The organism is Neisseria sp. CCUG17229, from assembly GCF_047839235.1.
GTDB lineage: Bacteria > Pseudomonadota > Gammaproteobacteria > Burkholderiales > Neisseriaceae > Neisseria > Neisseria brasiliensis.
Genome location: NZ_CP181247.1, coordinates 1524799 through 1537312, shown reverse-complemented (window position 1 = coordinate 1537312; position 12514 = coordinate 1524799). Strand labels below are relative to the sequence as shown.

The 12514-nt window shown below is 46.2% G+C and carries 9 protein-coding genes and 1 pseudogene; all 10 read left to right on the top strand.

Annotated elements, in window-relative coordinates; all coding sequences use genetic code 11:
• The first annotated feature begins 127 nt into the window (after positions 1–127).
• Positions 128–1990, top strand: coding sequence for a Fe-S protein assembly chaperone HscA (gene hscA, locus ACM67B_RS07330; RefSeq protein ID WP_416189079.1), 1863 nt, complete (start codon positions 128–130; stop codon positions 1988–1990).
• 53 nt (positions 1991–2043) lie between these two features.
• On the top strand, positions 2044–2481 hold the full coding sequence (locus tag ACM67B_RS07325) for a tetratricopeptide repeat protein (RefSeq protein WP_416189078.1): 438 nt from the start codon (positions 2044–2046) through the stop codon (positions 2479–2481).
• Between the two features lie 222 nt (positions 2482–2703).
• The gene (fdx, locus tag ACM67B_RS07320; RefSeq protein WP_095501668.1) at positions 2704–3045 is read left to right on the top strand and encodes an ISC system 2Fe-2S type ferredoxin; all 342 of its coding nucleotides are present in this window, start codon (positions 2704–2706) and stop codon (positions 3043–3045) included.
• A 204-nt stretch (positions 3046–3249) separates the two neighbouring features.
• The gene (gene iscX / locus ACM67B_RS07315; protein ID WP_095501667.1) at positions 3250–3444 is read left to right on the top strand and encodes a Fe-S cluster assembly protein IscX; all 195 of its coding nucleotides are present in this window, start codon (positions 3250–3252) and stop codon (positions 3442–3444) included.
• The gene (locus ACM67B_RS07310) at positions 3444–3782 is read left to right on the top strand and encodes a hypothetical protein (RefSeq protein WP_416189077.1); all 339 of its coding nucleotides are present in this window, start codon (positions 3444–3446) and stop codon (positions 3780–3782) included. Before iscX ends, ACM67B_RS07310 begins: the two co-directional genes overlap by 1 nt.
• A gap of 544 nt (positions 3783–4326) precedes the next feature.
• Positions 4327–5220, top strand: coding sequence for a methylenetetrahydrofolate reductase (gene metF / locus ACM67B_RS07305; protein ID WP_416189076.1), 894 nt, complete (start codon positions 4327–4329; stop codon positions 5218–5220).
• A gap of 60 nt (positions 5221–5280) precedes the next feature.
• Entirely contained in the window at positions 5281–7554 is a 2274-nt protein-coding gene (metE, locus tag ACM67B_RS07300) for a 5-methyltetrahydropteroyltriglutamate--homocysteine S-methyltransferase (RefSeq protein WP_416189075.1), read from the top strand.
• Positions 7555–7850: 296 nt separating this feature from the next.
• Positions 7851–11122 (top strand): annotated as a pseudogene (gene cas9 / locus ACM67B_RS07295) (type II CRISPR RNA-guided endonuclease Cas9).
• Positions 11123–11194: 72 nt separating this feature from the next.
• Entirely contained in the window at positions 11195–12109 is a 915-nt protein-coding gene (gene cas1, locus ACM67B_RS07290; protein ID WP_416189074.1) for a type II CRISPR-associated endonuclease Cas1, read from the top strand.
• Complete coding sequence (gene cas2 / locus ACM67B_RS07285) at positions 12102–12428, top strand: CRISPR-associated endonuclease Cas2 (RefSeq protein ID WP_416189073.1); 327 nt, start codon at positions 12102–12104, stop codon at positions 12426–12428. Before cas1 ends, cas2 begins: the two co-directional genes overlap by 8 nt.
• Positions 12429–12514 lie beyond the last annotated feature (86 nt).

The following is a 12514-nucleotide window of genomic DNA, read 5'->3' as shown; positions in this document are numbered from 1 at the left end:
TGATATGTTGCAGGGCTAAACAGCCCATTGAGATTGGCTATTATTCCCGACTAAACCACTCAACTATCGGCGTTAAATCTGTTAGAATACGACCGATGACACCATAAAACCAAAAGGCACACCAACCATGGCACTTTTGCAAATTTCCGAACCCGGCATGTCTGCCGCACCACATCAACACCGTTTAGCCGTTGGCATCGATCTCGGCACCACCAACAGCTTGGTCGCCACCGTGCGCAGCGGCAGCGCAGTCTGCTTGTCTGACGAACGCGGTCGCAAAACTTTTCCTTCTGTCGTGCGCTATTGCGAAGACGGCCGCGTGGAAGTCGGCGCGGATGCCTTGAAAGCGCAAAAAATCGATCCGCTCAATACCATCAGTTCGGCCAAACGTTTAATCGGCCGCACTTTGGCCGACTTATCAAAAGAAACGCATTACCTGCCTTACCGCTTCGGCAACAACGAACGCGTGATTGAATTAAACACGCGACAGGGAGTGAAAACGCCGATTGAAGTGTCGGCGGAAATCTTAAAGGCCTTGAAAGCGCGCGCCGAAGAGAGCTTAGGCGGCGATTTGGTGGGCGCGGTGATTACCGTGCCGGCGTATTTTGATGATGCGCAACGCCAAGCCACCAAAGATGCGGCGCGTTTGGCCGGATTGAATGTGTTGCGTCTGCTCAACGAGCCAACCGCGGCAGCGATTGCCTACGGTTTGGACAACGGCTCGGAAGGCACGTTTGTGGTGTACGATTTGGGCGGCGGCACGTTTGACGTGTCGGTGTTGCAATTGACCAAAGGTTTGTTCCAAGTAAAGGCCACCGGCGGTAACTCCGCATTGGGCGGCGATGATTTCGACCATCGTTTGTTCTGCCATATTTTGGAACGCGCCGATTTGTCGAAACTCAATGAGCAAGACAGCCAATTATTGCTGGCCTTGACCCGCGAAGCCAAAGAAACTTTGACCACTGAAACCAGCTCGACTGTGCAAGCTACGCTTTCAGATGGCCACAAGGTTGATGTAACCATCACACGCCAAGAGTTTCATCAATTGACGCAGCATTTGGTGCAAAAAACCATCGATCCGGTGAAACAGGCATTAAAAGATGCGGGTGTGACCAAGGCCGATATCAAAGGCGTGATTATGGTGGGCGGCTCGACCCGTATGTTGCACGTTCAACAAGCAGTGGCGACTTTCTTCGGCCAAACGCCTTTAAATAACCTGAATCCCGATGAAGTAGTGGCGCTGGGCGCGGCGGTGCAGGCCAATGTGTTGGCCGGTAATAAAACCGAGGGCGAATGGCTGCTGCTCGATGTGACGCCTTTGTCGCTGGGTTTGGAAACCTACGGCGGCTTGGCGGAAAAAATTATTCCGCGCAACAGCACCTTGCCAGTGGCGCGCGCGCAAGAGTTCACCACGTTTAAAGACGGCCAAACTGCCATGACCATTCATGTGGTGCAGGGCGAGCGTGAATTGGTATCCGACTGCCGCAGCTTGGCCAAATTCACTTTGCGCGGCATTCCGCCGATGGTGGCCGGTGCGGCGCGTATTCGGGTGACGTTCCAAGTGGATGCCGATGGTTTGCTGTCGGTATCGGCACAAGAGCAAACCACCGGAGTGAGCGCGCAAATCGAAGTGAAACCGTCTTACGGTTTGGACGACGACACCATCACGCAAATGCTGAAAGAAGGCATGAGCAATGCCGCCGATGATAAAGCCGCGCGCGCGCGCGCCGAAGCGACGGTGGAAGCCGAAAGCTTGATGGATGCCATCAAAGTTGCGCTGGAACTCGACAGCGATTTGCTCGAAGCAGAAGAATTGGCCAAAATCGAAGCCGATATCACCACTTTGCAAGGCCGTGTAGAAAATGGCAGCGCCGATGAGATTCGTGCCGCCGTGACTGCGTTGAGCCACAGCACCGACGGTTTTGCCGCCAAGCGCATGAACCGCAATATCCAGCGTGCGCTAATGGGGCAGAGCGTAGATAATATTTAAGCAGTTTCAGACGGCCTTTGCCAATCAAGGCCGTCTGAAAAAAGAAAGTCGATATGGAATCACTAAATCAAGATTTATACCAACAAATCAGCGCATTGTGCGATCAAGGCGATGATTTGGCGGATGAAGGCCAGTTTAACGAAGCAGTTAAGCAATATAAAGAAGCATGGAAGCTGCTGCCCGAGCCGAAATTGCAATGGGAAGCGGCAACGTGGATTTTGGCCGCGATGGGCGATACGCATTTTTTAAATGGCAAATACCGCCAAGCTGTTAAAGATTTAACCGAAGCCTTGGCCTATATTAATGCGCTGGATAACCCGTTTATCTATCTGCGCTTGGGGCAAAGCCAGTTTGAATTAGGCGAAGAAAAAGCCGCGCTTGAAGCCTTACAGACGGCCTATGAATTGGGCGATGAAGAATTGTGGGACGGCGAAGATGAAAAATACCTGCAATTTTTGGCGGCCAAAGTGGGCGGTATTGTGATTCCTTAATATCCGGGCCGGCTGAATCGGCCTGATGAAGCGTGGTTCGACCCGCTGTATTGCAGTAAAACCAAGCCGCCTTATGCCGAGCAAACGCCATTACCTGCTGACTACCCGATTTACCCCGAGCACGATGCGGATTATCTGCAAGAATGCTTGGACAATTTAAAGTAAAAAGGCATCATGTTACACATGCCTGACACAAACCATTGATATCAAAGAGAACATAAAATGCCAAAAATTACCGTATTACCACACGCAACATTGTGCCCTGAAGGTGCAGTTATCGAGAATGCGCCGGAAGGCAAAACCGTATTGGACGTTTTGTTGGATTACGACATCGAAGTGGATCATGCCTGCGAAAAATCCTGCGCCTGCACCACTTGCCACGTGATTATCCGCAAAGGTTTCGACAGCTTGGAAGAGCCGACCGAAATCGAAGAAGACTTGCTTGACCAAGCATGGGGCTTGGAAGCTGATTCACGCTTGAGTTGCCAAGCGGTGGTGGCCGATGAAGATTTGGTGGTGGAAATTCCGAAATACACCATCAACCATGCACGCGAAGATCATTAATGAACAAGTTGGAGCCGTTGCACAAGCAGATTGAAGTTAAAGTAAAAACTGTGCGTGTGTGAACATCTTGGAATAAGGCTTAAATTTGAAAAGTATAGGGTAAAGAAATATACTCAAGATGCTTTTATTGGTAACCTGGTATGCTGTATGGATAAAAGCGCTTTGATAAACATCCAAGTCGCTACACATCGAAAGGACACATTCATGAAATGGACTGATACCCAACGCATCGCGGAAGAATTGTATGACACACACGGCGACATCGACCCGAAAACCATCCGTTTCACCCACTTGCGCGAATTGATTATGGCGTTGCCTGAGTTTGACGACGATCCGGCGCGTTGCGGCGAGCGCATTCTTGAAGCCGTGCAACAGGCTTGGATTGAAGAAGCCGAATAATGGATTTATTACTGGGAGGGTATGTCCGCGCCGCGCATGGTTTGGGCGGCGTGGCCGTGATTACCAAAGAAGACACGCCGTCTGAACAGCTTTCAGACGGCGTGTTGGATGAAACGATGTACCGTTTTGTCGATGGTGCGGTGTTGCGCTACCGCATGGAGCAGGACGAAGGTAATTTCGATATCGAACCCGATATGGCTGCTTGTTTGCCGTGTGAAATCAGCTATCAGGTGTTGAAGCATCCGGAGCATGGCCGCATCACACCTGAGCGTAAGCGCTTTACCGATTCTTGTCGCCATTTGTTTTGGTTGAAAATGCAGAAGCAGGATAAAGATTGAAAAGCGATCGAGATCTTTGTAAAACTTTATGACCACCAATCAAAATCAAAACCGCCGTCATTCCCGCGTAGGCGGGAATCCATCTTAGCATTCTAAGAAAACTCTTTTATTTGATAGGTTGCTTTGCTCACAAATGGATTCCTGCCTGCGTGGTAATGATGAATCTTGTTTTCTTGATTCAAATTGAGTTTTAAGAATCTAAGGCCGTCTGAAAGCGAATACTTTCAGACGGCCTTTTTATTTGTGATGAACGAAATTCATATTTAATTGGATATGTGCTAAGCATTCTGCGTTCGATTGTGTGCATTAGGCATGAATCTTTTGAAAATGCCGTCTGAAAAAGAAAATACTCTTTTTCAGACGGCATTTTTAATATTTATCTGAATTAAATAAGAATTGTGAAAAGCTGATTAAAATACAGGTTTATTCTAATATTAAAATAATTCATGATTAATCTGAAAATTTTGAAATTGACTCATGATAAAGAAAAAAATAAGATAGCGTTAACAGAAAACACAGCACCATTGCACAAGAGGTAAAAGCCATGAGTTACGCAAAAGAAATTAATGCACTAAACAACAGTTTGTGTGATTTAAAAGGCGATATCAACGTATCGTTTGAATTTTTCCCACCGAAAAACGAGCAAATGGAAACCATGCTGTGGGATTCGATTCATCGCCTGAAAAACCTGCATCCTAAGTTTGTTTCGGTGACTTATGGCGCCAATTCGGGCGAGCGCGACCGCACACACGGTATCGTGAAAAATATCAAGCAGCAAACCGGCTTGGAGGCTGCGCCGCATTTGACCGGCATCGATGCTTCGCCTGAAGAGTTGAAGCAAATCGCGCAAGACTATTGGGACAGCGGTATCCGCCGCATTGTGGCGCTGCGTGGTGATGAGCCGGCAGATTATGCGAAAAAGCCGTTTTATGCTGAAGACTTAGTCAAAGTGTTGCGTTCGGTAGCCGATTTCGATATTTCCGTGGCCGCTTATCCGGAAGTGCACCCCGAAGCCAAATCGGCGCAGGCGGATTTGATTAATTTGAAACGCAAAATCGATGCCGGTGCCAATCATGTGATTACCCAGTTTTTCTTTGATGTTGAAAGCTATCTGCGCTTCCGCGACCGCTGTGTCACGGTTGGCATTGATGCCGAAATCGTGCCGGGGATTTTGCCGGTAACCAATTTCAAGCAGTTGGGCAAGATGGCACAAGTGACCAATGTGAAGATTCCGAACTGGCTGGCGCGTATGTATGACGGTTTGGATGACGACCAAGGTACGCGTAATTTGGTGGCGGCGAGCATTGCCATCGATATGGTCAAAGTATTGTCGCGTGAAGGCGTGAAAGATTTCCACTTTTATACGCTCAACCGCAGCGAATTAACTTATGCGATTTGCCACACTTTGGGCGTGCGCCCATTGCCGCAAGCCGCTTAAATATTGAATAAGCTTTTATTTTTGAATCAATAACGAACATTTTTAATCAGGAGAGAGCACATGGCTACATTACATTTTTCAGGTTTCCCGCGCGTTGGCGCATTCCGTGAATTGAAATTTGCGCAAGAAAAATACTGGCGTAAAGAAGTGAGCGAACAAGAGCTGCTGGACGTGGCAAAGGGTTTGCGTGAGAAAAACTGGAAACACCAAGCCGAAGCCGATGCGGATTTCGTGGCTGTGGCCGATTTCACTTTCTACGACCACATTTTGGATTTGCAAGTGGCTACCGGCTCGATTCCGGCGCGTTTTGGCTTCGACAGCCAAAACCTGACTTTGGAGCAATATTTCCAATTGGCGCGCGGTAATAAAGACCAGTTTGCCATCGAAATGACCAAATGGTTCGACACCAACTACCACTATTTGGTGCCGGAATTCCACGCCGATACCGAATTCAAAGCCAATGCCGCGCACTATGTTCAACAATTGAAAGAAGCGCAAGCCTTGGGCTACAAAGCCAAACCGACCATCGTCGGCCCATTGACTTACTTGTGGATTGGTAAAGAAAAAGGCGCAACCGAATTCGACCGCTTGAGCCTGTTGCCAAAATTGTTGCCGGTTTATGTTGAAATCCTGACCGAATTGGCCGCGGCCGGTGCCGAATGGATTCAAATCGACGAGCCTGCATTGGCGGTTGACCTGCCGCAAGCGTGGTTGGACGCTTACCAGGACGTTTACGCGACTTTGAGCCAAGTAAATGCCAAAATTTTGTTGAGCACTTATTTCGGCTCGGTTGCCGCACACGCAGGCCGTCTGAAAGCCTTGCCTGTGGCTGGTTTGCACATTGATTTGGTGCGCGCGCCTGAACAATTGGACGCATTTGCCGATTACGACAAAGTGTTGTCTGCAGGTGTGATTGATGGCCGCAATATTTGGCGCGCTAATTTAAACAACGTATTGGCTACGCTTGAGCCGTTGAAAGCCAAATTGGGCGATCGCTTGTGGATTTCCAGCTCATGCTCGCTGCTGCACACGCCATACGATTTGTCGGTAGAAGAAAAGCTGAAAGCCAACAAACCTGCCTTGTTCTCATGGTTGGCCTTCACCTTGCAGAAAACCCAAGAATTGCGCGTGTTGAAAACCGCATTGAACCAAGGTCGCGAAGCCGTTGCCGCCGAATTGGCCGACAGCCAAGCCGCTGCCGATTCACGCGCCAACAGCACCGACATCCACCGTGCCGAAGTGGCCAAACGTTTGGCCGATTTGCCGGCCGATGCCGACCAACGCAAATCACCGTTTGCTGAGCGCATTAAAGCGCAACAAGCGTGGCTGAACCTGCCGTTGCTGCCGACCACCAATATCGGTTCGTTCCCGCAAACCACTGAAATCCGCCAAGCGCGTGCCGCGTTCAAAAAAGGCGAATTGTCTGCCGCCGACTACGAAGCCGCAATGAAAAAAGAAATCGCCTTGGTGATTGAAGAGCAAGAAAAGCTCAACTTGGATGTGTTGGTACACGGTGAAGCCGAGCGTAACGACATGGTGGAATATTTCGGCGAATTGCTGGAAGGCTTTGCCTTTACCCAATACGGCTGGGTGCAAAGCTACGGCTCACGCTGTGTGAAACCACCGGTGATTTACGGCGATGTTAGCCGCCCGAACGCGATGACTGTGGCTTGGTCAACCTACGCCCAAACCTTGACCAAACGCCCAATGAAAGGCATGTTGACCGGTCCGGTAACCATTTTGCAATGGTCATTCGTGCGCAACGACATTCCGCGCAGCACCGTGTGCAAACAAATCGCCTTGGCCTTGAATGACGAAGTATTGGATTTGGAAAAAGCCGGCATCAAAATCATTCAAATTGACGAACCTGCCATCCGCGAAGGTCTGCCGTTGAAACGCGCCGATTGGGACGCCTACTTGGCATGGGCAAGCGAAGCCTTCCGCCTGTCGTCAACCGGTTGCGAAGACAGTACCCAAATCCACACCCATATGTGTTACTCGGAATTCAACGACATCCTGCCGGCCATCGCCAGCATGGACGCGGACGTGATTACCATCGAAACCTCACGTTCCGACATGGAATTGCTGACCGCATTCGGCGAATTCAAATACCCGAACGACATTGGCCCGGGCGTATACGACATCCACAGCCCGCGCGTGCCGACCGAAGGCGAAATCGAACACCTGCTGCGCAAAGCCATCGAAGTCGTACCGGTAGAACGCTTATGGGTCAACCCGGACTGCGGCTTGAAAACCCGTGGCTGGAAAGAAACCATCGAGCAACTGCAAGTGATGATGAACGTCACCGAGAAACTGCGTAAAGAATTGGCTTGATTTTGAGTTGATTTTAACTAAATGATAAATGCCGTCTGAAAGAAGAAATCTTTCAGACGGCATTTTTGTTGTTCTGTTTGGCACAAAAAAACGATGTCCCTTAAGGTCGAGACCTTAAGGGACAGAGCGTTGCGGCACACCTTTCGGTGGCCTTATTGTAGCAACGTTTCTCATTTCGCAGTGCAACAATGGAGCCAATTCTACGTTGGGAAAATAACCTTGTCAATAATCTAATTGCATAAAAATACCCAGTTGCGATATATTTATATTTAACATTTCCATACAAAGGGTTAACGATGATTACCACGAAATTGAAACCGATGAATTATATTTTGGGTTTGGATATCGGCATTGCCTCGGTTGGTTGGGCTGTGATTGAGATTGATGAGCAGGAAATGCCAAAGCGCCTAATTGATGTGGGTGTACGGGTATTTGAAAAGGCTGAAACGGCTAAAAAAGGGGAATCTTTAAATAAAGTGCGCCGTGAAGCGCGTAGCCAGCGACGCATTATCCGTCGTCGTGCGCATCGTTTGTTGCGTGCCCGCCGGTTATTAAAGCGGGAAGGTGTTTTATCGTCAGCAGATTTTGATGAAAAAGGTTTGGTAAATGATTTGCCGAATACGCCTTGGCAATTGCGTGTTGCTGCGCTTGACCGAAAACTAATGCCTAAAGAATGGGCGGCAGTATTGTTGCATATGATTAAACACCGTGGCTATTTATCGCAGCGAAAAAATGAAGAACAAAGTGCTGATAAAGAGTTGGGTGCATTGCTTTCAGGGGTTAAGGCCAATCACGAGGCATTGAAAGATGAGAGATTCCGCACCCCTGCTGAATTGGCGGTGAAAAAATTTGAGCAGGAAGTCGGTCATATCCGCAATCAACGCGGTGATTATTCGCATACTTTTAACCGCAAAGATTTGCTGGCTGAGTTAGATTTATTGTTTGAAAAGCAAAAAGAATACGGCAATCCTCATGTTTCAGACGGCCTAAAAAAGCAGTCGAAGATTTGTTGATGGTTCAACGTCCTGCGCTTTCCGGTAATGCGGTGCAGGAAATGTTGGGGCACTGTACTTTTGAAACTGCTGAATATAAGGCAGCCAAAAATACTTACACCGCCGAACGTTTTGTTTGGCTGACTAAGCTGAATAATCTGCGGATTTTGGAAGAGGGTGCTGAGCGGGCATTAACGGATAGCGAACGCAGCCAACTGATTGACTTACCTTATCAAAAATCCAAGCTGACTTACGCACAAGTGCGTAAGGAATTGGAGCTGAATGAAACCGCTCATTTCAAGGGGCTGCGCTATGGCAAAGACAACGCCGAAAATAGCACCTTGATGGAAATGAAAGCCTATCATGCCATCAGCCGGGCTTTGGAAAAAGAAGGGTTGAAAGATAAGAAATCGCCTTTGGCTTATAGCCCTGAATTGCAAGACGAAATTGGAACGGCGTTTTCACTATATAAAACCGATGATGATATTCGAGGCCGTCTGAACGGTTTATTGCCGGAGGCAGAATTAAATGCGCTGCTTCTTCATTTGAATTTCGAAAAATTCATTCAAATTTCTCTGAAAGCATTGCGTAAGATTCTGCCATTGATGGAACAGGGGCAGCGTTATGATGAGGCTTGTCGGTTGGTTTACGGCGATCATTATGGACAAAAAGAAAAGCGTGAAGAAATTTATTTGCCCCCGATTCCGGCTGACCAAATCCGCAATCCGGTAGTGTTGCGCGCTTTGTCGCAGGCACGAAAAATCATTAATGCCGTGGTGCGCCGATATGGTTCGCCGATGCGGATTCATATTGAGACAGCGCGTGAAGTCGGTAAATCCTATAAAGACCGCAAAGATATTGAAAAACGCCAAGAAGAAAACCGCCGCGATAGAGAAAGAGCGGTGGCGAAGTTTAAAGAATATTTCCCTCATTTTGTCGGCGAGCCTAAAGCCAAAGATATTTTGAAAATGCGCTTGTATGAGCAGCAGCATGGGCAATGCTTGTATTCAGGCAAAGAAATTGATTTAGGCCGTCTGAATGAAAAAGGCTATGTTGAGATTGACCATGCCTTGCCATTTTCACGAACATGGGACGACAGCTTTAATAATAAAGTGCTGGTGTTGGGCAGTGAAAACCAAAACAAAGGCAATCAAACGCCATATGAATATTTTAATGGTAAAGAAAATAGCCGTGAATGGCGGGAGTTCGTTGCGCGTGTACAAACCTGCCGTTTTCCATACAGCAAAAAGCAAAGAATTTTGTTACAAAAAATTGATGAAGAAGGCTTCAAAGAGCGCAATCTTAACGATACCCGCTATGTGAACCGTTTCCTGTGTCAATTTGTGGCCGATAATATGATGTTGAAAGGTAAAGGCAAGCGCCGCGTGTTTGCTTCTAATGGCCAAATTACCAATCTTCTACGCGGCTTCTGGGGCTTGCATAAAGTACGTTCCGATAATGACCGTCATCATGCTTTGGATGCCATTGTGGTGGCGTGTTCAACGGTTGCTATGCAGCAGAAAATCACCAATTACGTGCGTTATCGTGAAATGAATGCATTTGATGGTGAAATGATTGATAAAACAACCGGTGAAGTCACCCGGTTAAGCTTCCCACAGCCTTGGGATTTCTTCCGCCAAGAAGTCATGATTCGTGTATTTGGCCGTCCGGAAGGTGATCCTCAATTTGAGATAGCTGATACGGCAGAAAATTTAAAAGCTTTGCTGGCAGATAAATTGTCATCACGGCCTGAGGCAGTGCATGAATATGTGACACCGCTGTTTGTTTCTCGTGCGCCAAATAGGAAGATGAGCGGTGCTCACAAAGATACTTTAAGATCTGCTAAACGATTTGTTTTGCAAAATGAAAAAATAAGCGTTAAAAGAGAGTGGTTAACCGATATTACATTCAATGATTTGGAGAATATGGTTAATTATAAAAATGGGCGAGAAATAGAGCTTTATAAGGAGCTTAAAGAACGTTTGGAGGCGTATGGTGGTAATGCTAAACAAGCATTTGATCCAAAAGAAAATCCGTTTTATAAAAAGGGAGGGCAACAGGTTAAAGCTATCCGTATTGAAAAGACTCAGGAAAGTGGTGTTTTGCTAAATAAAAAAAATGCATATACCATGGCTGATAATGGTGATATTGCGCGGGTAGATATATTTAGTAAAACCAATAAGAAAAACAAAAAGCAGTATTTTGTTGTTCCTGTCTATGCTTGGCAGGTTGCGGAAGGTATTTTACCGAATATAGATTGCAAAGGTTATGAAATCGATGATAGTTATACATTCTGCTTTACTTTGCAATCAGGGGATTTAATTACTGTTCCAAATCCGATTGATGGAAAAGAAAAAATATTTGCTTATTATATTTCTTGTGATAGTTCTAATGGCAGATTAACTTTGACGTTACCAGATAGGTCAGTTTGTCCTGATGGTTACCCAAAAATTAAAGATGGTAAACAATTCCGTATTAGTTCGCAAAATAGTTCATTTATTGAAAAATACACTGTTGATGAATTAGGTCAAGAAATCAGACCATGCCGTCTGAAAAAACGTCCACCGGTTCGCTAATTTATCCATTCCCTGTTTCAGGCAGTCTGAAACAGGGATTTTTCGTCTTGAATAATAGTTTAGGGGATTATCATGACTTGGAGGGGCTTACTTATTCAGAATAGCAGCAAATTATCTTTGCTGCGCAAACAACTCAGTATCCGGCAGGAGGGAGAAAACTATACTGTACCTTTAGAAGACATTGCCGTCATCGTGGTTGAAAATCGTGAAACAGTAATTACCGCGCCGCTGTTATCGGCTTTGGCAGAAAATGGCGTAACTCTGCTGACCTGTGACGAACAGTTTTTACCCTGCGGGCAATGGTTACCATTTTCGCAATATCACCGCCAACTCAAAACCTTGAAGTTGCAAATACATGCAGGTGAGCCGATTAAAAAACAGCTTTGGCAAAAAATTGTGAAACAAAAAATTTTGAATCAGGCTTTTTGTATAGATGAAACCGGTAACGATATTGCCGCAAAACGCTTGCGCATATTGGCTTCTGAAGTGAAATCAGGCGACAACGGTAATAGAGAGGTACAAGCCGCAGCATTGTATTTTCAAGTTTTGTTTGGTGAACGCTTTACCCGTACAGAAGACAATCAAATTAACGCACATTTAAATTATGCTTATGCTGTATTGCGAGCGGCAGTTGCACGCAGCTTAGTATTGTATGGGTGGTTGCCTGCATTGGGTTTGTTTCATAAAAGTGAGCTAAATCCTTTTAATTTAGCTGATGATTTTATCGAACCACTTCGCCCGTTAGCTGATTTAATGGTAATTCAATTAAAAGAAAAAGTCCGTCTGAAAGAACAATTAGACACAACAACAAAGCAGCAGCTAATTAGTGTGTTGCACCATCAAATGATGATTGAGCAGCAAAGTTTCAGCACATTGGCGGCCATTGATAAAATGATTTCATCGTTTCAGATAGCTTTAAGTCAAAAAAATGCTCATTTTTTGAAATTACCCGAGCTACAAACATTAAAGGCATATCAATATGAGTGAGGCGAAATTTATGAGAATTATCGTTTTTTTCGATTTGCCGGTAACGACTGCAGCCAAGCGAAAAGTGGCCAATCAATTCCGACATTTTTTGCTTAAAGATGGTTACCAAATGCTGCAATTATCTGTTTACAGCAGAATTGTAAAAGGTAGAGATTCGTTGCAAAAACACCACAATCGACTATGTGCGAACTTGCCTGAAGAAGGTTCTGTACGCTGTTTAGAGGTGACAGAAAAGCAATTTGCCGGCATGAAATTGCTTTTGGGAGAGCTAAAAGTACAAGAAAAAAAGGTCAATGCAGATCAATTATTGCTGTTTTAAAAGCATTTTAAATGAGAAAAACCAAGCGGAAAGCCTTATTAAATAAGACTTTCCGCTTGGCTATTGTAGCACTGCGAAATGAGAAA

Excerpts from the sequence above, each read along its gene's own strand:
- metE (WP_416189075.1), top strand. The coding sequence starts at position 5,281 with ATGGCTACATTACATTTTTCAGGTTTCCCGCGCGTTGGCGCATTCCGT.
- cas1 (WP_416189074.1), top strand. The coding sequence starts at position 11,195 with ATGACTTGGAGGGGCTTACTTATTCAGAATAGCAGCAAATTATCTTTG.
- ACM67B_RS07325 (WP_416189078.1), top strand. The coding sequence starts at position 2,044 with ATGGAATCACTAAATCAAGATTTATACCAACAAATCAGCGCATTGTGC.
- cas2 (WP_416189073.1), top strand. The coding sequence starts at position 12,102 with ATGAGTGAGGCGAAATTTATGAGAATTATCGTTTTTTTCGATTTGCCG.
- hscA (WP_416189079.1), top strand. The coding sequence starts at position 128 with ATGGCACTTTTGCAAATTTCCGAACCCGGCATGTCTGCCGCACCACAT.
- ACM67B_RS07310 (WP_416189077.1), top strand. The coding sequence starts at position 3,444 with ATGGATTTATTACTGGGAGGGTATGTCCGCGCCGCGCATGGTTTGGGC.
- iscX (WP_095501667.1), top strand. The coding sequence starts at position 3,250 with ATGAAATGGACTGATACCCAACGCATCGCGGAAGAATTGTATGACACA.
- fdx (WP_095501668.1), top strand. The coding sequence starts at position 2,704 with ATGCCAAAAATTACCGTATTACCACACGCAACATTGTGCCCTGAAGGT.
- metF (WP_416189076.1), top strand. The coding sequence starts at position 4,327 with ATGAGTTACGCAAAAGAAATTAATGCACTAAACAACAGTTTGTGTGAT.